This window comes from Yersinia rohdei ATCC 43380, assembly GCF_000173775.1.
In the GTDB taxonomy this organism is placed as follows: domain Bacteria; phylum Pseudomonadota; class Gammaproteobacteria; order Enterobacterales; family Enterobacteriaceae; genus Yersinia; species Yersinia rohdei.
On the sequence record NZ_ACCD01000014.1, the window covers coordinates 1 to 25,038 of the forward strand.

Below are 25,038 nucleotides of genomic sequence, written 5' to 3' on the forward strand. Positions count from 1 at the left end.
CAACTTAATTCGTTAGTTTTCTCTGCTCTTCCCGGCCACTCTGTGAAGTTGCTCACAGCGCCGTGTCGATGGATGCGCATTATAGGGAGCTGCTTCAGAATGGCAAGGGTTTATAGTAAAGTTTTTTTCAACTGCGTGTTATTTGAACGCAACGCTTATTTATGATGCGTTTTTATCGCTTTTGGCAAGTCTGCCAGGCTATTTAGCACCCAATCAGCTGCTGCCTCGCCTTCCGCCGTAACCGGTTTGCCAGTGCGAACCAAGACTTTAGTACCGATATTTGCCGCAGCGGCTGCCTGCATATCTTCTATTTTGTCACCTACCATATAAGAAGCAGCCATATCGATGTTCAATTCACTTTGCGCTTGCAGTAACATGCCCGGCAATGGCTTACGGCATTCACATGTTTCTCGGAACTCCGCCACACTGGCATCGGGATGATGCGGACAGAAATAGATGCCATCCAGATCAACACCGCGGTCAGCCATAGACCAATCCATCCATTCGGTTAGGCTTAAGAATTGCTCTTCGGTAAAGATACCGCGCGCAATACCCGATTGATTGGTTACCAGAACCAAAGCAAAACCCATTTCTTTCAATTCACGGCATGCATCAATAACACCGTCTATAAATTGAAAATTATCAATTTCGTGGACATAACCGTGGTCGGCATTAATTGTACCATCACGATCTAAAAATATTGCGGGGACGGGCTGAGTCACTTATCTGCTCCTGAAGGCGGTTAATCCGGTTAGTATCGCATGTTTCATTGCCGATTGAGAATGGAAGAGAATCGGTGTTGTTAGTTGACTTAGCCGTCTAGACGCCTTAACATCCAATCTATACTTTGGTTCTACTGAAGTTTACTTTTTATCTAGCCACGGAAACGACGATAAAATAAGAATAATATGATTAAACTTTCTCACATCAGCAAAGTGTTCCAACAGGGGTCGCGCACTATTACCGCGCTTTCAGACGTGACGCTACACGTTCCTGCTGGGCAAATCTATGGCGTTATCGGTGCCTCTGGTGCCGGTAAAAGCACATTGATACGGTGCGCCAATATGTTAGAGCGCCCGACTAGCGGACAAGTCCTGGTCGATGGGCAAGATCTTACTACCTTATCTGACAGCCAATTGACTCGTGCTCGTCGTCAAATAGGCATGATTTTTCAGCATTTCAATTTACTTTCTTCCCGTACGGTGTATGGCAATATCGCGTTGCCTCTTGAACTGGACAATACCCCGCGCGCAGATATAAAGAAGAGAGTTACCGAACTGCTGGATTTAGTTGGTTTGTCCGATAAGCAAGATGCTTACCCAGCGAACCTTTCCGGTGGGCAGAAACAGCGTGTCGCTATTGCCCGTGCATTGGCCAGCAATCCTAAAGTGTTGTTGTGCGACGAAGCCACCAGCGCCTTAGACCCTGCAACTACCCGCTCAATTCTGGAACTGTTAAAAGATATTAATCGCCGTTTAGGCCTCACCATTTTGCTTATCACTCATGAAATGGATGTGGTGAAACGTATCTGTGATCAGGTTGCGGTTATCAGTGAAGGCCAATTGATTGAAAAAGACAGTGTCAGCGAAGTGTTCTCTCATCCGAAGACCCCGCTGGCTCAACAATTTATTCAATCAACTTTGCATCTGGACATTCCTGAAGATTATGCGCTGCGCATGACTCAAGAACCCAGTACAGACCGTGTTCCACTGCTTAAATTGGAGTTCACCGGTAAGTCAGTAGATGCGCCGTTGATCTCACAAGCAGTTCGTCGCTTTAATATTGATATTGGTATTCTTAGCTCGCAGATGGATTATGCCGGCGGCGTTAAATTTGGTGTCATGTTGGCAGAGCTACATGGCGACAATCAGGATGGCCTCGCTGCCATTAAGTTCTTGCAAGATCATCATGTAAAAGTAGAGGTTCTGGGTTATGTCTGAGGCAATGATGTGGTTAATGGCCCGAGGCGTGTGGGAAACTCTAATGATGACCTTTGTGTCTGGTTTCTTTGGCTTTGTTTTAGGGCTGCCTGTTGGGGTGCTGCTGTATGTCACTCGGCCAGGGCAGATTATTGCAAACAATAAGATTTACCGCACCTTGTCTGGGGTGGTGAATATTTTCCGCTCCATACCTTTTATTATCTTATTGGTATGGATGATTCCTTTCACTCGGATGATAGTCGGTACTTCTATTGGTTTACAGGCAGCAATTGTGCCATTAACTGTGGGTGCGGCTCCCTTTATTGCCCGTATGGTGGAAAATGCTCTGCTAGAAATTCCATCTGGTTTAGTTGAAGCCGCACGTGCGATGGGCGCTACGCCAATGCAAATCATCAAGAAAGTGTTGTTGCCCGAAGCCCTGCCAGGCTTGGTGAATGCAGCAACCATTACCTTAATTACCCTGGTAGGCTATTCCGCTATGGGGGGTGCAGTAGGTGCCGGTGGCCTAGGTCAAATCGGTTATCAGTATGGTTACATTGGTTATAACGCCACTGTAATGAATACAGTCTTAGTATTATTAGTAATTCTGGTTTATCTGATTCAATTCAGTGGCGATCGGATAGTAAAAGCCGTTACCCATAAATAGTTGTTAGCCATAATGGTATTTAACCCGCGACTGCCTCACACAGCGGCGCATCTTAATGAATGTCTATAGAGGAAGGGATATGTCTTTAAAATTCAAATCTATCGCGGCAGTCAGCGCACTGATTGGTACTCTGGCACTGGTGGGTTGTGGCCCAGCAGAGAAAGATCCAAACCACATTAAAGTGGGCGTAATTGTTGGTGCTGAGCAACAAGTTGCAGAAGTGGCTCAAAAAGTAGCAAAAGACAAATATGGTCTGGATGTTGAGTTGGTGACATTCAACGACTATGTATTGCCAAATGAAGCCCTGAGTAAAGGTGATATTGACCTGAATGCCTTCCAGCATAAACCTTATCTGGATCAGCAGATTAAAGATCGTGGCTACAAACTGGTTTCCGTTGGTAACTCATTCGTTTACCCAATTGCCGGTTACTCTAAGAAAATAAAATCACTGGACGAACTGCAACCAGGTGCTCAAGTCGCACTGCCGAATGACCCGACTAACCTGGGCCGTTCCCTGTTGTTGCTACAAAGTGTCGGTCTGATTAAACTGAAAGATGGTGTTGGTCTGCTGCCAACCGTGCTGGATGTGGTTGAGAATCCTAAAAACCTGAAACTGGTTGAACTGGAAGCCCCTCAGTTACCACGTTCTTTGGATGACCAAAAAATCGACCTGGCAATTATCAATACCACTTATGCTAGCCAAATTGGCCTGACACCGGCTAAAGATGGCCTGTTTGTGGAAGATAAAGACTCACCTTACGTCAACTTGATTGTTGCTCGTGAAGATAATAAAGATGCGGAAAACGTGAAAAAATTCGTCCAGGCTTATCAGTCTGATGAAGTTTACGACGCGGCAAACAAAGCCTTCAACGGCGGCGCAGTTAAAGGTTGGTAATGGTCAATTACCTATTTTGCTGAATACTCGCTTTACTAAATTCAGTGTTTGCTAAATATATTGCAAGACGAGCTACGGCTCGTCTTGTTATTTGCATAATAGATTGCTTCAATAGCGCCTCTTATATAAAAAGGCTGAGGAATTTCTATGCGTGCGTTACCTCTGTGTCTGTTAGCCCTTTCGCTAACTGGATGCTCCATGCTTCAATCAAAGCCATCCACCACAGAAACCCCGGTTAAGCAACCGCCTCCGGTGACTAAACCCAGCCCTACGGTTGCCCCTCGTCCGGCACCAGTGAAACTCTATAAAAGCGCTGAAGAGCTTGTTGGCAAGCCTTTCCGCGATTTAGGGGAAGTGTCCGGTGAGTCATGCCAATCTACAGTTCAGGACTCCCCACCCAGTCTGTCTACCGCCCGTAAAAGAATGCAAACTCGCGCATCTTATATGAAGGCCAATGCAGTCTTACTGCATCAATGTGAAATATTAAGTGGTGTTCCCGGCTGTTATCAACAAGCCGTGTGCCAAGGCTCTGCACTGAATGTTTCATCAAAATGAGTGTATTTTCCTTTAATCAAATTGGCGTTATCCGTTCGCCCTATAAAGAAAAGTTTGCCGTGCCGCGGCAACCCGGTTTGATTGAAGATGGCGGTGGAGAACTACAACTCCTGGCACCCTATAACCAACCGGAAGCTGTGCGGGGTTTATCTGATTTCAGTCATTTATGGGTGATGTTCGTTTTCCATCAAACCATGGATGGCGGCTGGCGTCCGACCGTGCGCCCTCCGCGTTTAGGGGGTAATGCGCGCATGGGAGTATTTGCTACTCGCTCCACATTTCGCCCAAATCCCATTGGGATGTCCCTGATTGAGCTGAAAGCAGTGCATTGTCAGGGGAAAGAGGTCATTCTGGAGCTGGGCAGTCTGGATCTGGTTGATGGCACGCCAGTGATTGATATTAAACCTTATCTGCCTTTCGCTGAAAGCCAACCACTGGCGCGAGCAGGTTTTGCTCAAACCGCGCCCGATGCAGACATGCAGGTTGATTTTTCCAGCACCGCAGAACAACAGTTAGCACAGTTGCAGCAACGTTATCCGAATTTACGGCGTTTTATCACTCAGGTTTTGGCGCAAGATCCACGGCCAGCCTATCGTAAAGAAGAGAGCGAAAGCCGCGAATATGCCGTGTTACTGCTGGAATTCAATGTGCGTTGGCGGGTTATTGGGCACCAAACAGAAGTGTTAGCTATCGACCAGCGCTAAATTTCGCCCTGCTCTCTTTTGACAACCCGCACTCACTGGTAAACTAAACCACTTTTTATTTTTTTGGCTGTCTCTATACCCAATAGATTTCAAGATACAGGAAGGCGGCAAGCAAGAGCATCCCGATGATGCCTACATAAGTAATGGATTCGGGTAATTGAGCTGAGCCAACACACCAGCAACTTGAAAGATGACGGATATGCTTACAGTGCTAATGGAACCAAAACATCATGCGTACTAGCCAATATTTGCTCTCCACTCTGAAGGAGACACCTGCTGATGCTGAAGTTATCAGTCACCAACTGATGCTCCGCGCCGGGATGATCCGTAAACTGGCCTCAGGTCTTTATACCTGGCTACCGACCGGGGTTCGGGTATTGAAGAAAGTCGAAAACATCGTGCGCGAAGAAATGAATAACGCCGGTGCCATCGAAGTTTCAATGCCTGTCGTCCAACCAGCTGATTTATGGCAAGAAAGTGGTCGCTGGGAACAGTATGGCCCTGAGCTGTTACGTTTTGTGGATCGTGGCGAGCGCCCTTTTGTGCTTGGCCCAACCCATGAAGAAGTCATTACTGACCTGATTCGCGGTGAGATCAACTCTTACAAACAGCTACCGCTGAATTTCTTCCAGATCCAAACTAAGTTCCGCGATGAAGTGCGCCCACGTTTTGGTGTGATGCGCGCCCGTGAGTTCCTGATGAAAGATGCTTATTCTTTCCATACCACTCAGGAATCATTGCAGGAAACTTACGACGCAATGTATGCCGCTTACAGCAAAATTTTCGAACGTATGGATCTGAATTTCCGTGCGGTGCTGGCAGATACGGGTTCCATTGGTGGCAGTGCATCCCATGAATTCCAGGTACTGGCAGAAAGTGGCGAAGACGATATCGTGTTCTCAACTGATTCTGATTATGCTGCCAACATTGAGTTTGCTGAAGCATTGGCACCGACTGAACCACGTGCCGTCGCTGGCGAAGAACTGCGTATCATTGATACTCCGAATGCAAAAACCATCGCTGAATTAGTCGAGCAGTTCAATTTGCCGATTGAAAAAACAGTGAAAACCTTATTGGTTCATGCTCATGAAGAGAGCGGCCATAAGTTGGTAGCCCTGCTGGTGCGCGGTGATCACGAACTCAATGAAATTAAAGCAGAAAAATTGCCACAAGTTGCTAAGCCGCTGACGTTTGCCAGTGAAGAAGAAATTCGTGCGGTTATCGGCGCAGGCCCTGGTTCATTAGGCCCGGTAAATCTACCACTGCCAGTGGTTGCTGATCGCAGTGTCGCGGTGATGAGTGATTTTGGTGCGGGTGCCAATATTGATGGCAAACATTACTTTGGCATTAATTGGGAGCGCGATTTGCCGCTGCCACAGATTGCTGACATACGTAATGTGGTCGAGGGCGATATCAGCCCAGATGGTAAAGGCACACTGCAAATCAAACGCGGTATTGAAGTCGGCCATATCTTCCAGCTAGGCACCAAGTATTCTGAAGCTATGAAAGCGACAGTTCAGGGTGAAGATGGTCGCAATCAAGTGATGACCATGGGCTGTTACGGTATTGGGGTATCCCGTGTGGTGGCTGCGGCGATTGAGCAAAATTATGATGACCGTGGCATTATTTGGCCGGATGCAATTGCACCATTCCAAGTAGCAATATTGCCAATGAATATGCATAAATCTTTCCGGGTGAAAGAACTGGCGGAAGAATTGTATGCCACCCTGCGCTCTCATGGCATTGACGTTATTCTCGACGACCGTAAAGAACGTCCGGGTGTCATGTTTGCGGATATGGAGTTGATTGGCGTGCCACATAATATCGTCATTGGCGATCGCAATCTCGACAGCGAAGAAGTGGAATACAAAAATCGCCGTGCGGGTGAGAAGCAAATGATTAAAACCAGTGAAATCATTGATTTCTTACTGGGCCAAATCAAACGCTAATTAGCTAAAAATATAAAGCCGCCAGAGTGTGAACAACAGCTGGCGGCTTTTTTATTGCAGCAACGGAGAGATTCTACTGACTGTCGCAGCTCTTATTGGCATTAAACTGAATATCACCAGCCGGAATCAGCGTCTTATCTGACTGCCCATCCTCCATTGATGGCCGAATATCAAAATGGCCATTGAGAGTCAGGAATACCGGCTCTTCTGCATTTTTACGGGCGTTTAAATACCCTTTTTCCAAGGCAATATTATTTTCGACTGGGAAGGTTTTACCCGTCGCACAATCAGTAAATACGGCTGCATCAGCGAAGTATTTATACATGCCGCTTAATGGCATCGGCGTTTTCGGCAAAGGTTGTTCACTCGGCGTTAACTGATAATTTAAAGTCGATTTAATCGGTAGGCCTTGTTGATCCAGCATGACTAGATTTTTACCTACGGGCTGGAAATAACGTTTCTCACCCTGGCCATTGGTTAAAACTAATTTATCCGCAGTACGCGCCCACTTACCATATTCAGCAAATGAGGTGTCGCCACCTTTACCGCCAAGATAAGTCTCTTTCAGGATAAATGTTCCGTCACTATCAAGAAACAGTGAGGTATCCAGACCGCTGCAATCGGCGCAGGGCAATAACCCCTGATAGCTTTGCTGCATCGGTTGCAAAGGCTGCTCGACGGGTTGCTGCCTATTATTACAACCCAATAAGGACAGCGCACCTACTGCCAACAATACCGTTATGGTTAATTTACTCACAGTTATTCTCCCATACTGTGTCCGATATATAAGAAATGAAGCCGCATTAGTCACAATGCATAAAGCTCAGACCCAATATGGGCATCATTCCTGATGTATTTTACCGCGCAGCGCTTTGGTCGCCCCTTTGCGGACTTTACTTTCAACTCGCCTGATTTTGGAGCCTTTGGTCGGCTTTGTTGCCCGACGCGCTTTCTCCACCACCATCGCTTGGCGAATTAAGGCCACCAGTCTCGCCAGTGCAGCCTCGCGATTCATATCCTGACTGCGATACTCTTGCGCTTTGATAATGATGACCCCCTCAGCGGTCATCAAATGGCTATTTAACAATAATAGCCTTTCTTTATAATACTCTGGCAGGCTTGAGGCCTTAATGTCAAAGCGCAAATGGATGGCAGTGGAGGTTTTATTAACATGTTGGCCTCCGGCACCTTGAGATCGAATCGCCGTCAGTTCAATCTCGCTATCGGGTAGACTCACATTATTAGATATAATCAACACGCTTATTGCCCATCGCCTTGCCATTCATCAAAACTAATTTCAAGATTATTCTGAGTATCTGAGAGCCAGATTGTCCCTTCTTGCAAGGTTGCCTGTAATGACATATTCCGGTTAGACAGCGCTGCCAGCTTTGCCATCTGCTCATCATCAAGAAAGCGCACCCGAAGATTAGAGTGCCCAGACAACTTTTCTTGCACTTGTGGCCACCACACTTTGGCCGCCCGCTCACTGTAGGCGTATAACACCACTTGCTGTGATTGATTACAGGCTTTTCGCAGCCGTTTTTCCTCAGGCAATCCCAGTTCGACCCATAATTCGATGCCATTGTGATCATTGTGACGCCAAATTTCTGGCTCATCGTCAGCGCTCAATCCTTTGGTAAACAGCAAACGTTCATCAGCATGACAAATCCATGCTAATAACCGCAGCATCATGCGCTGGTCAGTTTCAGATGGGTGTTGCGCGATGGTCAGGTTAACATCCTGAAAAAAATTGCGATCCATATCGGCGATGTTAACTGCGGCTTTATGGATGGTTGCTTTTAGTGCCATGAGTAACCTCTTAATTATCTGGCTGACAGTGTACTTGATTAGGTCTGTCAGCAGCCAGACAACCCTGCATAAAGAGAGTTATTAGTGTCATCAATACTAAAAAGAAACCTTCGCTTCCACTCTAATATCTCCATGACTCCTGTGCTATAGTCCTTATAAGTTCAGAGTTTATCTTCGTAACTTAACAGTGTGGCGTTTCCGCTGAGAAGCTACTGGGTTAAACTTTTCCAGGAGGATTACTGTGCAGCAATACTGTGAATTAGTACGCCGTTTTTATGCCGAAATTGGAAGTGGTGATCTTGGCTATGTGCCAGATGCACTACGTTGTGTATTGAAAGCATTGGACGAAGTTGCGGCTAACGACGCACTCCCGTCCTCCGTTAGGGAACAGGCGGCCTATGCCGCCGCTAACTTATTGGTGAGCGATTATGTCGATGAGTGAAGAGTATCAACCCATCAATTGCGATGACTACGATAATCTAGAGCTCGCCTGCCAACATCACCTGATACTGACGTTGAAGTTGAGAGGCGGTGAGATCGTAGAGGGTAAAGCGTGCGATCTGCTGCTCAGAAAGAAAGTCGAATATCTGATTGTTGAGCAGGAAGGGACAATGCGTGAATTACGTCTTGACCATATCGCCAGCTTCAGCCACCCCGAAATTGGGACTGTGGTCGTCAGTGCATCATAGTTTCGCGTCTTACTGACGGGCTGCTGTAAAGCGGCCCGTCCCCCTTCGTTCTTGACGTTACAGCGGTGTTAGCTTCACTCACTCACCCGAATCACATACTCATGTATGCTCATCGGGATTTGTTCCTTTGCTGCCTTGCTGTAACACCAATGACTTCGGGTATCCCCTTCGCACTTAAAGCTACTGCGGTGTTAGCGGCACTACCCCATCTAACTCACTGATTGCTATATTAAGGTTTAAGGCTGGCATAATAAGCGGCCAGATCCGAAAAATCCTCATCAGATAAATTAGCAACATACGCGCGCATCACTTCCGCTTGTCCCCCGGTACGCCCGCCTTTCTTATACGCGGCCAGAGATTGCTCAAGATACATGGCATTCTGCCCCGCCAAATTTGGGTACATAGGTACAGATACTTTGCCATTCATGCCATGACAGGCCACACAACTGGCTGACTTCACCCGCCCGGCTTCAATATCATTTTTGGCCAGCGCTGAAAAACTACATAAGCTGAATACCATCATACTAATAATTAATTTCATCATTGCTCCTCAAAAATAGCTTATTTTATTTATTATTCTTTGGGTTTGGCCCAATCCAGATGCCAGCACAACTCATCTTCATTTGCCTGACCGGCCTGAGTGACAAATACCCCGGCGGCAGCAATTAAATGCTCACCAAAATACAGCAGAGGAATACGCTCCCGCTGCCATGGTGGAATACCTAATTCTTGCCATATTTTCTTACTGTGGCGCGAATGTTGTCGCCCGACAATTTTAATCTCGCCCTGCAAACCAAAACCTATGCTGATTTCCTCGCCAATAGCAGCAGCTCTAATGGTTTGCCCGCCATGAGTCACAAAACTCAACACCCCCAGGTTGGCAGGAAGAACTAAGGGTTCCGGTATCAGCGCACTCTGGTCAGATGCAGCCAGAACTTTAGCCCAAGGTAAATGAGATACTGTTATCTCGGGCAACTGCGGCAAGAGATATAAATATTGCCGGTAACGCCGCACCAAATGTGCCCCAAGGGTTAGTTGCGGCTCAGCATCCTGTCTGGCCATAGCAACTTCCAACCACAAGCGTTGCAGTTGGCTTTGTGACGGCATTGATGCGCCACTTCTTGCTAACCAACGGCGCAATATCGCCGCTCGTTTAGCGTCTGAAGCCAGCAATAAACCATCAATAGACAAGGCACCGTCAGTATTTTGCAGTTGTTGTAAATTATCGGCTAATAATTCATCCAGCAACTGCTCCTGTTCCGCACATAAACCCGCACTCCGCGCCGTGGCTTGGGCAAAATGTGGCCAGCGCCGATTAAGTAAAGGTAAGATTCTTAAGCGCAAAAAATTGCGATCGAAGCGATCGTCCTGATTGCTATCATCTTCAATCCATTGTAATTGCTGTGCTCGAGCATAGTTTTCTAAAGTTTCACGCGAAAATGCCAGTAATGGTCGCAACAATTGACTATGAGCAAAGGGCCTTTTAGCCGCCATCGCCGATAAACCCGCCGGGCCACTGCCACGTTTGAGTGCCAATAAGAAGGTTTCACATTGATCGTCTAAATGCTGGGCGGTGAGTAGAACTTCATTAGTGGCCAGATGCGAGGCAAATGCCTGATAGCGTGCATTTCTGGCTGCGGCTTCAATACCTGAATCACGTGTGTCGATAGTGACACGCACCACTTCTAGCGCAACCCCCCATTGCTCACATTGTTGCTGGCAATGCTTTACCCAGCTGTCTGCCCGTGGATTTAAGCCATGGTGAATATGAATAGCGCGAATCATCAGCTCAGGAATAAATTGGTCACGTAAGCAAACTAATAAATGCAACAGCACACTGGAATCCAAACCACCACTGAACCCAACCAACACATGCCGATGCCCACCCAATTGCGCGAACAGTGGATTGAGTAAAACATGGGGTACCGAGGCTTGGGTATTCATATTATTCCGCTGTCAATTCATAGAGCTCTAGAGGTAAACCATCAGGGTCATTAAAGAAAGTAAAACGTGATCCTGTATAGGGATCAATGCGAACCTCTTCGCAAATGACCCCTTTAGCGTTAAGTTCCCACACCGCTAATTCAATATCATCAACCTGAAAAGCCAAGTGTCGCAAACCGCAAGCTTCTGGGCGACTGGGGCGAGCAGCGGGAGCAGGAAATGAGAATAGCTCAATTGTATACTGGCCGTTTAAGGCCAAGTCCGCTTTCCAGGAGTCACGCGCGTCACGATACACTTCAGCAAGCAGAGTAAAACCAAGCACATCACAGTAAAATTTTTTGCTTACCTGATAATCAGAACCAATTATTGCTATGTGATGAATTTTATTTATTGCCAGCATGTATTACTCCAATTGAGTTATTCATTGGTATTAGTCATCAGCATTCACTATGGCCGTCGATGAATATCAGTGCAACAGCGAATAAGCTCAGTTTTAGGACAATATGATGGGAAAACAGAATGGATATCATTGGATGGGTATGAAAACGGTGCTAATACGAATAGTGACGTTGTAATTAAATTAATAAAAATCCGATACTGTTCACAGTACCGGATTATTTCATAACCTAAGAGCTAAAATCAGCAATAACCGTAGTTCATTAGGCGCTGATAACGACGATTTAATAACTCTTCGTCATTCAGAACATCCAGGTCGCTAAGGTCAGCCAAAAGCTGGGCTTTCAGTGAAGCAGCAATCGCTAAATAATCACGATGCGCGCCACCTAAAGGCTCAGGGATAACCGAGTCGATCATCTTCAGCTCTTTCAGCCGGTGGGCCGTAATGCCCATAGCTTCTGCAGCTAATGGCGCTTTATCGGCGCTTTTCCACAAGATTGAAGCGCAGCCTTCTGGGGAGATAACAGAATAAGTGCTGTATTGCAGCATATTCACTTTATCGCCAACACCGATGGCCAATGCACCACCGGAGCCGCCTTCACCAATGACGGTGCAGATGATAGGCACATTCAGGCGAGACATCTCGCGCAGGTTGCGCGCGATAGCTTCGGATTGACCACGTTCTTCGGCACCGACACCAGGATAAGCTCCTGGCGTGTCGATAAAAGTAATGATCGGCAGCTTAAAGCGCTCCGCCATTTCCATTAGACGCAGTGCTTTACGATAACCTTCTGGTGCTGGCATACCAAAGTTACGGCGGATCTTTTCTTTAGTATCTCGGCCTTTTTGATGACCAATTATCATCACCGGGCGACCATCCAGGCGTGCGATACCACCCACGATAGCTTTATCGTCGGCATAAGCACGATCACCAGCCAGTTCTTCGAAATCAGTAAAGATATTAGCGATATAATCCAGGGTATAAGGGCGACTAGGATGGCGTGCCAATTGGGCAATTTGCCATGCGCCGAGATCCGAGAATATCTTCCGCGTCAGCTCGACACTTTTTTCCCGTAGACGCTGAACCTCTTCGTCCAGATTAATATCTAATTTTTCGTCTTGACGGCTGACTGCGGTCAGCGAGTCAATTTTCGCTTCCAGCTCTGCAATCGGCTGTTCAAAATCAAGAAAATTCAGACTCATAGCATTCCTATTTTAGTCAAATTCCAGTTCCACCTGCTCATTACCGACCAGAGTTCGCAAATCTATCAATAAGCGATCTGTGGGGGTCACACGCCATGTAGCTCCAAACCGCAACCTGGCGCGAGCATCTTCCCGCTGGTAATAAAGATGTACTGGGATCGTCCCCGCTCGATGGGGTTCCAACGACTGACGGAGACGGTTCAAAAGCTGGTCATCAATTTGCCTGTCAGTCAGCGATATAGCAAGCCCACGGGCATATTTTTCACGAGCTTCACTGATGTCCATTAACTCACGGGCGGTCATTTTAAGTCCACCACTAAAGTCATCAAAGCTGACCTGTCCGGTAGCTATTAGGATACGGTCTTTTTCCAACAAATGCTGATATTTTTCCAACGCATCGGTGAATAGCATCACCTCCAGACGCCCAGAGCGGTCATCCAAAGTGCAAATGCCAATACGATTTCCGCGTTTTGTCACCATAACTCTCGAAGCAATAACCAGCCCCGCAGCCATAGTCATTTTGCCCCTGTCCGTCGGATGCATATCTTTCAAACGCAGCCCGCCGGCATAACGTTCTATTTCCTTCAGATATTGGGTAATCGGGTGGCCGGTAAGATAGAGCCCCAGCGTTTCCCGTTCCCCATCTAAAACAATTTGTTCCTGCCACCGCGGCACATTAGCATAAGATTGCTCAACCTGCTCAGGTGCATCAGCTAATACGCCGAACATATCTACCTGACCAATGGCTTCTGCCTTGGCATGTTGGTCAGCCGCTTTTAATGCTTCGCCCAACGAACTCATTAATGCAGCGCGGTGCGGCCCCAGACGGTCAAAGGCACCGGACATAATAAGCTTTTCTAGAATCCGGCGATTGAGTTTTTTCGTATCGACTCTGGCGCATAAATCAAATAATTCTTTGAAATGGCCGCCTTCTTTACGAGCTTCCAACATGGCCTCAATCGGCCCTTCGCCCACACCTTTAATGGCGCCGATGCCATAAACAATTTCGCCGTCATCATTTACATGGAAATGATACAGGCCACTGTTGATATCAGGCGGCAGAATTTTCAGCCCCATACGCCAGCATTCATCGACCAGACCAACGACCTTTTCGGTGTTGTCCATATCGGCCGTCATTACCGCTGCCATAAATTCAGCAGGATAATGTGCTTTTAACCACAGCGTTTGGTAAGAAACCAGAGCATAAGCGGCGGAGTGTGACTTGTTAAAACCATAACCGGCAAATTTCTCTACCAAGTCAAAGATCTTAATCGCCAACTCACCATTAACGCCCTGGTTTTTAGCACCATCTTCAAACACAGAGCGCTGTTTTGCCATCTCTGCTGGGTTCTTTTTACCCATCGCACGACGCAACATATCTGCGCCGCCGAGTGAGTAACCCGACAGAACCTGAGCAATCTGCATAACTTGTTCTTGATACAAGATAATGCCATAAGTTGGCTCAAGCACTGGTTTTAGTGATTCATGCTGCCATTCAATATCTGGATAAGATATGGCTTCGCGACCATGTTTACGGTCGATAAAGTTATCTACCATCCCTGATTGCAGTGGGCCTGGGCGGAATAATGCCACCAATGCAATCATGTCTTCGAAACAGTCGGGCTTCAGGCGCTTGATAAGGTCTTTCATGCCCCTGGATTCAAGCTGGAATACCGCCGTCGTTTCCGAGCGCTGCAGCATATCGAAACTTTTTTTATCTTCCAGTGGGATAGACGCAATATCAATGGGTTCTAACCCAGTTTTGGCACGCCGGGCATTGATCATCTCCAATGCCCAGTTAATGATAGTGAGTGTTCGCAAACCTAGGAAGTCAAACTTCACTAAGCCGGCGTATTCCACATCATTCTTATCGAACTGAGTTACCGGGTTATTCCCTTCAGCATCACAATAGAGAGGGGCAAAATCCGTGATTTTTGTTGGTGCGATAACTACCCCACCGGCATGTTTACCGGCGTTACGTGTTACCCCTTCCAACTTCCGCGCCATATCAATCAGCGCTCTAACCTCTTCATCTGCCTCATAGATTTCGGGCAGTTGCGGTTCAGCGGCAAAGGCTTTCTCCAGTGTCATACCTGGATCTGGCGGGACTAATTTGGAAATACGATCAACAAAACCATAAGGGTGACCCAGCACCCGGCCCACATCGCGGATAACCGCTTTCGCCGCCATGGTACCGAAGGTAATAATCTGGGAAACCGCATCGCGGCCATACATTTCTGCCACGTGCTCTATCACCAGATCGCGTTTTTCCATGCAGAAGTCAACGTCGAAGTCAGGCATGGATACACGTTCAGGGTTTAGAAAACGCTCGAACAGCAGGTCAAATGCCAATGGGTCAAGATCGGTAATTTTCAGTGCATAGGCAACCAAGGAACCCGCACCAGAACCTCGTCCCGGCCCAACTGGCACGCCGTTATCTTTTGACCACTGAATAAACTCCATAACTATCAAGAAGTAGCCCGGGAAGCCCATCTGGTTGATAACTTTTAGTTCTATTTCCAGACGTTCATCATAGGCTGGGCGTTTTTGCGCCCGGATTTCAGGATCAGGGAATAACAGTTCCAGCCGCTCTTCTAAACCTTGTTTAGATTTCTCAACCAGAAAATCTTCGGTACTCATCTCGCCGGTTGGGAATTGGGGTAAAAAATACTCCCCAAGCCGGATGGTCACATTGCAGCGTTTGGCTATTTCAACACTGTTAATCAGCGCCTCAGGAATATCCGCGAACAGCTCACACATCTGCTCTTCATCACGCATAAACTGCTGAGGGCTATAATTCTTAGGGCGCTTGGGATCAACCAGTGTAAATCCGTCGTGAATGGCAACCCGAATTTCATGCGCATCAAAATCTGATTCCGCAATAAAGCGGACATCATTGGTTGCGACCACAGGCAAGCCGCGCTCAGTCGCCAGTGCCACTGCTGCATGCAAGTAGTTTTCTTCATCCGGACGACCGGTACGAATGAGCTCCAGATAGTAGCTGTCGGGGAAATGTTGTTGGTAAAACTCGAGGCATTGATCAACCAGAACCTGATTGCCCCGCAAGATAAACTTACCCACATCCCCCATCCGGCCACCGGATAGCAAAATAAGCCCGTCTTTATGCTTAATCAACCAATCCCTATCAATGATAGGGCCAGCCGCACCATAGCCACGTTGATAAGCTTCGGATATCAGTAAAGTTAAGTTTTGGTAACCTTCATTATTGCGAGCCAAAACGGTCAGGTGAGCTAATTCATCACCCAATATTTCGCTTTGCACATAGAAGTCTGCGCCAATGATGGGTTTAACCCCGGCACCATGAGCGCTACCATAGAATTTTACCAGTCCACACAGGTTGGTAAAATCGGTAATGGCCAGAGCGGGCATGCCTAATGCGGCAGCTCTCTTCACCAACGGCCCAATTTTGGCTAATCCATCAATCATGGAGTAATCGCTGTGAACACGCAGGTGGACAAAACGAGGTTCGGCCATATCCAGACACCAGAAATTAGTGGATTGAATCATATCCTCAGCAATTTATTGCTAAGGAATCATACCCATATGTTATGGATGCTACCGGGCAGTTTACACCAAACCCAGCACACGTTTAACCGGGCCAAAACTGCGCCGGTGATGCTCAGTCGCACCGAAGGTTGACAGTTTTTCTAAATGGACAGCGGTGGGATAACCTTTGTGCTGCGCGAAACCATATTCAGGGAAATGGCGATCAAGTTCAGTCATTTCGCGGTCGCGTGTTACTTTGGCGAGAATTGAGGCGGCGCTAATTTCTGCAACCCGGCTATCACCTTTTACGACGGCTAATGACGGCATCGCCAATTGCGGGCAGCGGTTGCCATCAATTAAGACATAATCAGGCACAATATGCAGCCCAGCAACAGCTCTTTGCATTGCCAGCATAGTTGCGTGCAAGATATTGAGGTGGTCAATCTCTTCCGGCTCTGCGCGGCCAAGGCTCCATGACAGCGCCTTATCAATAATTTCGTCATACAGTGACAGGCGGCGTTTCTCACTCAATTTTTTCGAGTCCGCCAGCCCCACTATCGGCCGTTTAGGATCAAGAATCACCGCGGCAGTCACGACTGCACCCACTAATGGGCCGCGACCCACTTCATCCACTCCTGCAATCAGGTTTGCTTGTGGATAAATAAAAATATCAGTCATCGTCCTGCTAACTCCAATACCGCCTGCGCTGCCTGCTCATCTGCACCACAGCGGATGCTCTGATGTAAAATCAGGAAGCGGGCCTTTAAAGCTTCAACCGCGTCCCCACCTTGCAGTAACGGCAACAGCGCATCCGCTAATTTTTGCGGCTGACATTCTTGCTGCAACAACTCAGTCACTAATTCTTCGCCAGCTAACAAATTAGGCAGCGAGACATAAGGCGTTTTGACCAACCGCTCAGCCAACCAGAACGTGAAAGGTTTCATACGATAACCGACCACCATCGGGCATTTGGCCAACATGCATTCTAATGCGGCTGTACCGGAAGCCAGCAACGTCGCGTCACTAGCAATCATGGCCAGACGAGCATTGCCATCCAATAAACGCACGGATAAGTCTGGTGCAACCTCAGCCTTAATTCGCTCAAACTGTTCGCGCCGCTTGCTATTAACCAGCGGAACCAGCACTTCCAACTCAGGAAGTTGTTGTCTGAGGATGACGGCCGTACGCAGAAAATCGCCACTGAGCATTTCCACTTCAGAATGGCGACTCCCCGGCAGCAAGGCCAGACAAGGCGTGTTTAACGCAATGCCAAGTTCAGCTCGCGCAGCTTGTTTATCAGGGGTGAGCGGCATGGCATCGGCCATGGTATGGCCAATAAAACGGCAGGGAACATTAAAACGATCGTAAAACGCTTTTTCAAAAGGAAGAAAAGCAAGCACCATATCGGTCGCTTTACCAATTTTGAAAACACGCTTTTGTCGCCAGGCCCACACCGAGGGGCTGACATAATGAACAGTTCGAATACCCCGTTGTTTCAAACGCCCTTCGAGGGTGATATTGAAATCAGGGGCATCGATACCGACAAAAACATCCGGAGAGAGCTCACTAAAACGTTGAGTCAGCTCTTTTCGAATTTTAAGAAGACGTGGCAGGCGCTCTAGCACTTCAACAACACCCATCACTGCCAATTCTTCCATCTCAAACCAGGCTTCACATCCTTCAGCTTGCATCAGCGGCCCTGCGACACCAACAAAGCGCGCATCAGGAACTTGAGCTTTCAGTGCACGGATCAATCCAGCACCTAAGATATCGCCAGAAGTTTCTCCAGCGACTAAACCGATAGTTAAAGGACGTTCGCCGCTTAACGGACGATCAACAGATAATGGGTTAGTTTGCATAGGTCAGCGAATAATGCCGCGAGTCGAGCGTTCAAAGAAATCACAGAATGCCTGAACAGCCGGGTGCTGCACCGCCAATTCAGCGATTTCAGGTTTCACTTCATCTAGCGTCCGGCCACTGCGATACAATAATTTGTATGCATTGCGGATAGCATGAAGTGATTCTTTGTCGAAACCGCGGCGCTTTAGCCTTCGATGTTAATACCGAAAGGTGTCGCGTGGTTACCTTGAGCGATGACAAAAGGAGGCACGTCTTGAGCAACACCAGAACAACCGCCCACCATAACATGCGCACCGATCACGCAGAATTGGTGAATTGCTGTCATACCGCCAATAATGGCAAAATCGTCAATTTCTACATGGCCACCCAGCGTTGCATTATTCGCAAGAATACAACGATTGCCGATGATACAGTCATGGGCAATATGGGCATTGATCATCAGTAAATTATCGCTGCCTACTTTGGTTAACCCTCCACCCTGGACCGTGCCACGGTGGATAGAAACGCTTTCACGGATGCGGTTACGATCCCCAATTTCTACCCGTGTAGGTTCACCTGCATATTTCAGATCCTGGTTTGCTTCACCAATTGAAGAGAACTGGTAAATCTGATTATCACAGCCGATTTTTGTTATTCCATTAACGACGACATGGGATTTAAGTTCCGTGCCAGCGCCGATTTCCACCTGGGATCCGACAAAGCAGAAGGGGCCAATACGAACGCCGGCGCCAATAATAGCACCTTCTTCGACGATAGAGCTTGGATGGATAACGGCGGTTTTGTCAATCACGTATCAGGACTCCTTTACGTCAGGCTTTACAGCGGTTGGTTCCGCTGGCGCTGTTGCTGGTTTGCTACGAGCACACATCATTGTTGCCGTACAAACAATTTCACCATCAACCTTCGCCACACCAGTAAAACGGGTTAGACCACGGCGTTCTTTGACAAACTCAACTTCCATGATCATTTGATCGCCAGGCACTACCGGACGTTTAAAACGTGCGTCATCAATACCCGCAAAGTAATAAAGCTCACCTGGCTCAAGTTTACCGCGGCTTTTAAACGCCAGAATACCAGTAGCCTGCGCCATAGCTTCCAGGATAAGCACACCTGGGAAGATTGGCTTGCCGGGGAAATGACCTTGGAAAAAAGGCTCGTTGAAAGAGACGTTCTTCACTGCACGTAGAAATTTACCTTCCTCGAAATCAAGGACGCGATCTACCAGCAAAAACGGAAAACGGTGCGGGAGTAGATCTAAAATCTCTTCAATGTGCAGAGTATGAGTGTCAGTAGTCAAAATACTCTTCCTGTCTAAAAAACTAATGCTATCAACAACACGGCCTGCACTGCCCCAAAAAGGAGGCATTAGGCAGGCCGCAAATTATGAACTCTTTACACTTACTTTTGGCATTAACGGCCAATAAGTTTGATTATTTGCTCAGAGTTTCGGGCTTAAGTGATTATTCTTTGTCGATTTTGCGCTCAATGGCTTTTAAGCGTTTATTAATCCCATCAATATTCATCACTAAAGCAGCTGTCTTGCGCCAAACTTTATTCGGTTGTAGCGGAATACCGGAGGAGTATAACCCAGGTTCAGTGATTGGACGCATCACCATTCCCATCCCGGTGATTGTGACTTTGTCACAAATCTCCATATGACCATTGATAACACTGGCACCGCCTATCATGCAATAGCGTCCAACTTTCAGACTACCGGCCATGATAACACCACCGGCAACTGCGGTATTGTCGCCAATCACGACGTTATGTGCAATCTGACATTGGTTATCAATGATGACGCCATTACCAATAATCGTATTATCTAACGCACCACGGTCAATCGTTGTACAGGCACCAATCTCAACCCTATCGCCAATATGTACAGAACCAAGCTGGGGTATTTTTATCCAGTTACCACGATCGTTTGCATAGCCGAAACCATCTGCACCAATGACCGTACCTGATTGGATTAGACAATTTTTCCCAATCACAACTTCATGATAAACGGAGACATTGGCCCACAAACGGCTACCAGCACCAATGTGAGTATTCTTACCAATAAAGCAGCCCGCGCCGATGACAACGTTATCACCCAACACCACACCGGACTCTATTACCGCATTTGCACCAACCGAAATATTCTCGCCCAAAATTGCGTGCGAAGAAATTACCGCACTCGGAGCAATATCCTGAGCAGGTTGAGGGGTGGTATCCATTATTTGCGCCATGCGAGCATAGGTTAAATAAGGATTATTAACGACTAAAGCCGCAGACTTGCAGAAAGGTAAATCTGCTTCAGTCAACACTACGGCACCTGCATTACAAGTAGCGAGTTGTTCCTGATAACGGCTGTTTGATAAAAATGTGATTTGCGAAGGCTCGGCAGAATGCATAGAAGCGATACCGGTGATGACAAGATCGCCATCACCGTGCACCTTTGCATCCAACTGCTGAGCTAAATCAGCCAGTCGAATTGAAGGCATGTGTTATTTAACCTGTTTCAGCACGTCTGCAGTGATGTCTTTAGATGGGTCTGCATATGCCACAGCATTTGCATCAATAACCACATCATAACCACCTTTGCTAGCGACAGATTTAACAGCATCCTGGATACGGCTCAGGATTTTGTTACGTTCTTCGTTCTGACGTTTGCGGTTATCTTGCTCAAAAGCCTGGGCTTTTTGCGAGAAAGCATCACGTTGTTTCATGATGTCTTGTTCCGTCTTAGAACGATCGCTCGCTTTCATGGTTGAAGCATCACGCTGGAATTTCTGCATTTTTGCTTGCAGATCTTGTTCCATTTTTTGCAGTTCGGATGCACGCCCTTTGAATTCATTTTCCAATTGCTTAGCTACGGTTTCACGCGCAGGCAGTTGTTGGAAAATGCTGGAAACGTTCACAATAGCAATTTTGTCAGCGGCTTGAACGCTGGCTGAAGCAGCCAATGCTAAACCAAGACCTGCGGCACACAACCACTTTTTCACTATAAACTCCTTACCATTACCCGTTTGTGTCAGAGACACCTTGAAGTGCACTTAATACCGAATAATCCCGAAGAAAGCGCCAACCTGAGCTGACGCTACGTTAGGTTATTTCAACTACCAGTGCTGTCTTTAAAATTAAGAACTGCTTTACCAATCAATTACCAAGTTTTACCAATGTTAAACTGGAATTGCTCTGACTTATCGCCTTCGTAATCTTTAACCGGTTTAGCATATGAGAACACTAACGGCCCTAATGGAGACATCCATTGCAGGGACACACCGGCAGATACACGAATATTACTGGCTTTACTGTAATCAGGTATCCCCGCAGCGCGTGTCTGTGCGGTGTTTTCCCAATTGGTATCCCATACAGTACCGGAGTCAATGAAGAATGAGGTACGTACTGAGTTCGAGTATTTCTCGCTAATAAACGGTGTCGGTGTAATCAATTCTAAACTGGCCACCGCCATCGCATTACCACCAACCGCATCGGTAGAGTCGCGCACGGAGCCATCAGCATTAGTATAGTACGCAGCTTTAGGGCCGATGTTATTTGACCGGAAACCACGTACGGTACTGGAACCACCGGCATAGAAGTTTTCGTAGAATGGCATCTCTTTAGAACCAATACCATCACCGTAACCTAGACGACCGCGCCCCAAGAGTACCCATGAACGATCTTCATCTAATGGCTGGTAAGCAGATGTATCAAAAGTAATTTTATAGAACTCGTTATCAGAGCCCGGCACAGTTACTTTTGTATTAACTGATGATTTAACACCCGAGGTTGGGAAGAAACCACGGTCAAGGTTGTTATATGTCCAACCCAGATTCAGTGTGAAATCATCTGCGGTGAAGCTTGCACGATCAGTCAGATTAGGGTCCTGACCAACAGACTCAAGATATCGCCACATCGCGACTTGCGGTTCCATATCAGATAGATCGTTATGGACGTAACCTAAGCCAACACGCAACGAGTTATTCTCATTGATTGGGAAGCCTAAAGTACCGTCAACACCGTAGCTGCTGTTGGTATAGCCGGACAGGTCTGCGTTATCTGCTTTAAAGTCATTATAGAAGATACGCCCGCCCAGACTTACACCATCAACAGTGAAGTAAGGGTCAGTTAAGGTAAATTCAGCGTATGTCTGGTAGTCATTCTTCGTGCCGTTAATACCGACGGTATTACCAGTACCCAACCAGTTATCTTGCTGAACACCAACCTGGAAGCTCACGCCACTTTCAGTACCGTAACCGATACCAAAGTTCAGGCTACCTGTGTTTCGTTCTTTAACTTTGTAGGTGACATCAACCAGATCGTCGGTTCCCGGAACACGTTGAGTTTCAACCTCAACAGTTTCGAAATAGCCCAAACGGTTCAAACGTTCTTTACCGGCTTCAACCTGATCATTACCCAGCCACGCACCTTCCATCTGACGCATTTCACGGCGCAACACAGAGTCTTTACTGGTGTCATTGCCTTCGAAACGAACATTTCGGACATAGAAACGGTTACCCGCATCTACATTGATACGTAACGTGACAGTCTTGTCAGCATCGTTAATTTCAGGTTGAGAAACCACGCGTGGATAGGCGTAACCATAACGGCCTAACATCTTTTTGATGTCTTCTTCCATGCGTGTAACTTTACTGCCGTTAAACAATTCACCCGGCTCAATCTTAGTGAGCTTTTCAGCTTCAGATTGATGACCTGCAAGATTGCCGCTCACAACCACACTGTTAAGCTTGTATTGATTGCCTTCAGTAATATTGATTGTGATATAGATGCCTTTTTTATCTGGCGTCAGACTCACTTGAGTTGAATCGATATTAAAGCGAGCATAACCACGATCCAGATAGAAACTGCGCAAGGTTTCAAGGTCACCTGCCAATTTCTGCTTCTGATATTTGCGGTCGCCAACTACGTTCCACCATGGCACTTCATCACGCAATTGGAAGCGGGAAATCAGCTCATCAGTGGTGAAACTGTGGTTACCAACAATGTTAATCTGCTGAATTTTTGCAGAAACACCTTCAGTAAAGACCAGTTTGAGATCAACACGATTACGTGGCAATGGCGTAACAACAGCTTTCACTGAAGCACTGTATTTACCCACGCTGTAGTAGAAGTCTTCGAGTCCTTTTTCAATGTTGGATATAGTGGTACGGTCCAGGGCTTCGCCAACCCGGACGCCAGAGGCTTCCAGATTCTGCTTAAGCATGTCATCTTTCACCGCTTTATTACCGGAGAAAGTGATGCTGGCAATCGTTGGGCGTTCTTTGACTTGAACAATCAGCGTATCACCATCGCGCAGGACGCGAACGTCCTCGAAGTTGCCTGTAGCAAACAACGCACGGATAGTTTTACCGATGTCATCATCACTGACGGTATCGCCTACGCGAACCGGCATATTAAGTAACGCCGCACCAACGGCGACCCGTTGCAGGCCTTCGAAATGAATATCTTTCACTACGAACCCGTCTGCACCGTATACGGTGGCGCTGCCAAACAGCAGCGACGCTATGAGCAACTTTTTCATCGCCATCGTTGTTATGCGTTCTTCCTAACCTATCCCCAGCCGTTAAAGGCGGGAGAAATCATTGAAAAGTGCAAGCCCCATTAATAACACCAGTAAAACTGAACCGATGCGATAACTGAAGTCCTGTACTCGCTCAGAAACCGGCCCACCCTTCAGCTTTTCTATCGCCAGGAAGAGCAGGTGTCCACCATCTAACACTGGTAACGGGAACAAATTGATAATACCCAAGTTGACACTGATCAGTGCCAAAAACATCAGGTAATACACCAACCCGTACTCAGCTGAAACCCCAGCACCTTGTGCAATAGATATCGGGCCACTCAAGTTATTCAGCTTAACATCACCAGTAATCAGTTTACCCAACATGCTTACCGTCAAGCGCATCAACTGCCAGGTTTTATCCCCAGCTTGGTAGAATGCAGTAAACGGATCATATTGGCGAATCGTTCTATATTCATCCGGAAGCGGTATAACTTTCGGCACTACACCCGCAAAACCTTCACTGCGGTTTTCTCCAACCGATTTTGTATCTGGTATCAAGGTTAAAGACAAGGGGGTACCACCCCTTTCAATATCTAACTCCAGTGCGTTACCGGGGTTATCTCGAACTTGTAGAACAAATGTTTGCCAGCTACCCAATGGCTGCCCGCCAACTTTAACTATCCGATCCCCTGCTTGTAAACCTGCCTTTTCTGCCGCTGACCCTGGTTGGACTTCAGCCAAGACGGATTCAATCTGCGGGCCACGAGGAATAATGCCTAATGCAACGACGGGATCTTGTTTATCTGGTTCAAATTGCCACTGACGCAAATCTAATGTTTTTTGCACCACATTGGCAGAACCAAATGGAGCAACACCAATTTGTGTTTGTTGGTCGCCAATTTTGCCAACTAATGCCAAACGAACAGAATCCCAGTCAGGCGTTTCGATACCATCTACCGACTTAAGTTCCATCCCCGGAGAAATATTGGCTTGTGCAGCAATGGATTGTGGCGAAATATCACCCACAACCGGGCGTACACTCGGCACTCCAATGATAAACACCAGCCAGTAAGCAATGACAGCAAAAAGGAAGTTAGCTATAGGGCCCGCGCTGACGATTGCCGCGCGTTGTAAAACAGTTTTGTTGTTAAAAGATTGATGGCGTAATTCTGGCGCGACGGCCTCTACGCGCTCATCCAACATTTTAACATAGCCACCCAGCGGGATAAGGGCGATAACATACTCAGTACCCTGACGATCAGTCCGGCGCCACAAAGCTTTGCCAAAACCAATAGAAAAGCGCTCGACGCGGACACCACAGCGCCGCGCCACCCAAAAGTGGCCGAACTCATGCACTGTAATTAAGATCCCCAGTGCGACAATAAACGCGGCCAGGCTCCAGAGTATGCTCATCATATTCCCTAAACTCCCCGTC

At 47.3% G+C, this 25,038-nt stretch carries 24 protein-coding genes and 1 pseudogene; 8 read left to right on the forward strand and 17 right to left on the reverse strand.

Translation table 11 applies throughout. The annotated features are described in order from the left end of the window. Positions 1 to 155: 155 nt before the first annotated feature. Positions 156 to 722 (reverse strand): D-glycero-beta-D-manno-heptose 1,7-bisphosphate 7-phosphatase, encoded by a 567-nt coding sequence (gene gmhB / locus YROHD0001_RS07620; RefSeq protein WP_004715019.1) that lies wholly within the window; start codon positions 720 to 722, stop codon positions 156 to 158. A 186-nt stretch (positions 723 to 908) separates the two neighbouring features. Between gmhB and metN the strand changes: the two genes are divergently transcribed. The 6 genes from metN to proS all read left to right on the forward strand — a co-directional run bounded on the left by metN (position 909) and on the right by proS (position 6,689). Beyond that, entirely contained in the window at positions 909 to 1,940 is a 1,032-nt protein-coding gene (metN, locus tag YROHD0001_RS07615; RefSeq protein ID WP_004715020.1) for a methionine ABC transporter ATP-binding protein MetN, read from the forward strand. Further along, positions 1,933 to 2,586: a methionine ABC transporter permease MetI gene (locus YROHD0001_RS07610; RefSeq protein ID WP_032817044.1), complete on the forward strand. Its 654-nt coding sequence runs from the start codon at positions 1,933 to 1,935 to the stop codon at positions 2,584 to 2,586. Before metN ends, YROHD0001_RS07610 begins: the two co-directional genes overlap by 8 nt. A gap of 79 nt (positions 2,587 to 2,665) precedes the next feature. Then, the gene (locus YROHD0001_RS07605; RefSeq protein WP_004715021.1) at positions 2,666 to 3,481 is read left to right on the forward strand and encodes a MetQ/NlpA family lipoprotein; all 816 of its coding nucleotides are present in this window, start codon (positions 2,666 to 2,668) and stop codon (positions 3,479 to 3,481) included. A 147-nt stretch (positions 3,482 to 3,628) separates the two neighbouring features. Further along, on the forward strand, positions 3,629 to 4,036 hold the full coding sequence (gene rcsF, locus YROHD0001_RS0117995; RefSeq protein ID WP_032817046.1) for an Rcs stress response system protein RcsF: 408 nt from the start codon (positions 3,629 to 3,631) through the stop codon (positions 4,034 to 4,036). Further along, positions 4,033 to 4,740: a tRNA (N6-threonylcarbamoyladenosine(37)-N6)-methyltransferase TrmO gene (gene tsaA, locus YROHD0001_RS07600; protein ID WP_032817047.1), complete on the forward strand. Its 708-nt coding sequence runs from the start codon at positions 4,033 to 4,035 to the stop codon at positions 4,738 to 4,740. The genes rcsF and tsaA overlap by 4 nt, the downstream gene beginning before the upstream one ends. A gap of 230 nt (positions 4,741 to 4,970) precedes the next feature. Next, positions 4,971 to 6,689: a proline--tRNA ligase gene (gene proS / locus YROHD0001_RS07595; protein ID WP_004715024.1), complete on the forward strand. Its 1,719-nt coding sequence runs from the start codon at positions 4,971 to 4,973 to the stop codon at positions 6,687 to 6,689. A gap of 73 nt (positions 6,690 to 6,762) precedes the next feature. On the opposite strand, the gene nlpE is transcribed toward proS, so the two are convergent. The 3 genes from nlpE to YROHD0001_RS07580 form a co-directional block, all read right to left on the reverse strand. Further along, on the reverse strand, positions 6,763 to 7,446 hold the full coding sequence (gene nlpE / locus YROHD0001_RS07590) for an envelope stress response activation lipoprotein NlpE (RefSeq protein ID WP_004715025.1): 684 nt from the start codon (positions 7,444 to 7,446) through the stop codon (positions 6,763 to 6,765). 84 nt (positions 7,447 to 7,530) lie between these two features. Next, on the reverse strand, positions 7,531 to 7,947 hold the full coding sequence (gene arfB / locus YROHD0001_RS07585; RefSeq protein WP_032817048.1) for an alternative ribosome rescue aminoacyl-tRNA hydrolase ArfB: 417 nt from the start codon (positions 7,945 to 7,947) through the stop codon (positions 7,531 to 7,533). 2 nt (positions 7,948 to 7,949) lie between these two features. Further along, positions 7,950 to 8,498 (reverse strand): YaeQ family protein, encoded by a 549-nt coding sequence (locus YROHD0001_RS07580; RefSeq protein ID WP_004715027.1) that lies wholly within the window; start codon positions 8,496 to 8,498, stop codon positions 7,950 to 7,952. Positions 8,499 to 8,739: 241 nt separating this feature from the next. Between YROHD0001_RS07580 and YROHD0001_RS07575 the strand changes: the two genes are divergently transcribed. Together YROHD0001_RS07575 and rof are read left to right on the forward strand one after the other, a co-directional pair. Beyond that, positions 8,740 to 8,940: a YaeP family protein gene (locus tag YROHD0001_RS07575; RefSeq protein ID WP_002212152.1), complete on the forward strand. Its 201-nt coding sequence runs from the start codon at positions 8,740 to 8,742 to the stop codon at positions 8,938 to 8,940. Further along, on the forward strand, positions 8,927 to 9,187 hold the full coding sequence (gene rof, locus YROHD0001_RS0118000) for a Rho-binding antiterminator (RefSeq protein WP_032817050.1): 261 nt from the start codon (positions 8,927 to 8,929) through the stop codon (positions 9,185 to 9,187). Before YROHD0001_RS07575 ends, rof begins: the two co-directional genes overlap by 14 nt. Positions 9,188 to 9,416: 229 nt before the next feature. Here rof and YROHD0001_RS07570 read toward each other — a convergent pair whose 3' ends face one another. The 13 genes and pseudogenes from YROHD0001_RS07570 to rseP form a co-directional block, all read right to left on the reverse strand. Further along, positions 9,417 to 9,731 carry a c-type cytochrome gene (locus YROHD0001_RS07570; protein WP_004715038.1) on the reverse strand — a complete coding sequence of 105 codons (315 nt, stop codon included), beginning with the start codon at positions 9,729 to 9,731 and terminating at the stop codon, positions 9,417 to 9,419. Between the two features lie 29 nt (positions 9,732 to 9,760). Further along, complete coding sequence (tilS, locus tag YROHD0001_RS07565; protein ID WP_004715039.1) at positions 9,761 to 11,131, reverse strand: tRNA lysidine(34) synthetase TilS; 1,371 nt, start codon at positions 11,129 to 11,131, stop codon at positions 9,761 to 9,763. Position 11,132: 1 nt separating this feature from the next. Continuing rightward, positions 11,133 to 11,531 (reverse strand): VOC family protein, encoded by a 399-nt coding sequence (locus tag YROHD0001_RS07560; RefSeq protein WP_004715040.1) that lies wholly within the window; start codon positions 11,529 to 11,531, stop codon positions 11,133 to 11,135. Positions 11,532 to 11,770: 239 nt separating this feature from the next. Then, positions 11,771 to 12,730, reverse strand: coding sequence for an acetyl-CoA carboxylase carboxyl transferase subunit alpha (accA, locus tag YROHD0001_RS07555; RefSeq protein ID WP_004715041.1), 960 nt, complete (start codon positions 12,728 to 12,730; stop codon positions 11,771 to 11,773). 12 nt (positions 12,731 to 12,742) lie between these two features. Next, positions 12,743 to 16,225 carry a DNA polymerase III subunit alpha gene (dnaE, locus tag YROHD0001_RS07550; RefSeq protein ID WP_032817052.1) on the reverse strand — a complete coding sequence of 1,161 codons (3,483 nt, stop codon included), beginning with the start codon at positions 16,223 to 16,225 and terminating at the stop codon, positions 12,743 to 12,745. Between the two features lie 93 nt (positions 16,226 to 16,318). Then, positions 16,319 to 16,915, reverse strand: a complete 597-nt coding sequence (gene rnhB / locus YROHD0001_RS07545; protein ID WP_032817054.1) for a ribonuclease HII — start codon at positions 16,913 to 16,915, stop codon at positions 16,319 to 16,321. Continuing rightward, complete coding sequence (gene lpxB / locus YROHD0001_RS07540) at positions 16,912 to 18,096, reverse strand: lipid-A-disaccharide synthase (RefSeq protein ID WP_004715045.1); 1,185 nt, start codon at positions 18,094 to 18,096, stop codon at positions 16,912 to 16,914. The genes rnhB and lpxB overlap by 4 nt, the downstream gene beginning before the upstream one ends. 3 nt (positions 18,097 to 18,099) lie before the next feature. After that, positions 18,100 to 18,887 (reverse strand): annotated as a pseudogene (lpxA, locus tag YROHD0001_RS19330) (acyl-ACP--UDP-N-acetylglucosamine O-acyltransferase). A gap of 3 nt (positions 18,888 to 18,890) precedes the next feature. Next, the gene (gene fabZ, locus YROHD0001_RS07535) at positions 18,891 to 19,394 is read right to left on the reverse strand and encodes a 3-hydroxyacyl-ACP dehydratase FabZ (protein WP_032817078.1); all 504 of its coding nucleotides are present in this window, start codon (positions 19,392 to 19,394) and stop codon (positions 18,891 to 18,893) included. A 163-nt stretch (positions 19,395 to 19,557) separates the two neighbouring features. Continuing rightward, positions 19,558 to 20,580: a UDP-3-O-(3-hydroxymyristoyl)glucosamine N-acyltransferase gene (lpxD, locus tag YROHD0001_RS07530; protein ID WP_004715053.1), complete on the reverse strand. Its 1,023-nt coding sequence runs from the start codon at positions 20,578 to 20,580 to the stop codon at positions 19,558 to 19,560. 3 nt (positions 20,581 to 20,583) lie between these two features. Continuing rightward, positions 20,584 to 21,081, reverse strand: a complete 498-nt coding sequence (gene skp / locus YROHD0001_RS07525; RefSeq protein ID WP_032817056.1) for a molecular chaperone Skp — start codon at positions 21,079 to 21,081, stop codon at positions 20,584 to 20,586. 158 nt (positions 21,082 to 21,239) lie between these two features. Continuing rightward, on the reverse strand, positions 21,240 to 23,627 hold the full coding sequence (gene bamA / locus YROHD0001_RS07520) for an outer membrane protein assembly factor BamA (protein ID WP_004715057.1): 2,388 nt from the start codon (positions 23,625 to 23,627) through the stop codon (positions 21,240 to 21,242). Between the two features lie 36 nt (positions 23,628 to 23,663). After that, positions 23,664 to 25,019 carry a sigma E protease regulator RseP gene (rseP, locus tag YROHD0001_RS07515; RefSeq protein ID WP_004715059.1) on the reverse strand — a complete coding sequence of 452 codons (1,356 nt, stop codon included), beginning with the start codon at positions 25,017 to 25,019 and terminating at the stop codon, positions 23,664 to 23,666. Positions 25,020 to 25,038: the final 19 nt, after the last annotated feature.

Excerpts from the sequence above, each read along its gene's own strand:
- metN (WP_004715020.1), top strand. The coding sequence starts at position 909 with ATGATTAAACTTTCTCACATCAGCAAAGTGTTCCAACAGGGGTCGCGC.
- YROHD0001_RS07610 (WP_032817044.1), top strand. The coding sequence starts at position 1,933 with ATGTCTGAGGCAATGATGTGGTTAATGGCCCGAGGCGTGTGGGAAACT.
- YROHD0001_RS07605 (WP_004715021.1), top strand. The coding sequence starts at position 2,666 with ATGTCTTTAAAATTCAAATCTATCGCGGCAGTCAGCGCACTGATTGGT.
- rcsF (WP_032817046.1), top strand. The coding sequence starts at position 3,629 with ATGCGTGCGTTACCTCTGTGTCTGTTAGCCCTTTCGCTAACTGGATGC.
- tsaA (WP_032817047.1), top strand. The coding sequence starts at position 4,033 with ATGAGTGTATTTTCCTTTAATCAAATTGGCGTTATCCGTTCGCCCTAT.
- proS (WP_004715024.1), top strand. The coding sequence starts at position 4,971 with ATGCGTACTAGCCAATATTTGCTCTCCACTCTGAAGGAGACACCTGCT.
- YROHD0001_RS07580 (WP_004715027.1), bottom strand. The coding sequence starts at position 8,498 with ATGGCACTAAAAGCAACCATCCATAAAGCCGCAGTTAACATCGCCGAT.
- rof (WP_032817050.1), top strand. The coding sequence starts at position 8,927 with ATGTCGATGAGTGAAGAGTATCAACCCATCAATTGCGATGACTACGAT.
- YROHD0001_RS07570 (WP_004715038.1), bottom strand. The coding sequence starts at position 9,731 with ATGATGAAATTAATTATTAGTATGATGGTATTCAGCTTATGTAGTTTT.
- tilS (WP_004715039.1), bottom strand. The coding sequence starts at position 11,131 with ATGAATACCCAAGCCTCGGTACCCCATGTTTTACTCAATCCACTGTTC.
- YROHD0001_RS07560 (WP_004715040.1), bottom strand. The coding sequence starts at position 11,531 with ATGCTGGCAATAAATAAAATTCATCACATAGCAATAATTGGTTCTGAT.
- accA (WP_004715041.1), bottom strand. The coding sequence starts at position 12,730 with ATGAGTCTGAATTTTCTTGATTTTGAACAGCCGATTGCAGAGCTGGAA.
- dnaE (WP_032817052.1), bottom strand. The coding sequence starts at position 16,225 with ATGGCCGAACCTCGTTTTGTCCACCTGCGTGTTCACAGCGATTACTCC.
- rnhB (WP_032817054.1), bottom strand. The coding sequence starts at position 16,915 with ATGACTGATATTTTTATTTATCCACAAGCAAACCTGATTGCAGGAGTG.
- lpxB (WP_004715045.1), bottom strand. The coding sequence starts at position 18,096 with ATGCAAACTAACCCATTATCTGTTGATCGTCCGTTAAGCGGCGAACGT.
- lpxD (WP_004715053.1), bottom strand. The coding sequence starts at position 20,580 with ATGCCTTCAATTCGACTGGCTGATTTAGCTCAGCAGTTGGATGCAAAG.
- bamA (WP_004715057.1), bottom strand. The coding sequence starts at position 23,627 with ATGGCGATGAAAAAGTTGCTCATAGCGTCGCTGCTGTTTGGCAGCGCC.
- rseP (WP_004715059.1), bottom strand. The coding sequence starts at position 25,019 with ATGATGAGCATACTCTGGAGCCTGGCCGCGTTTATTGTCGCACTGGGG.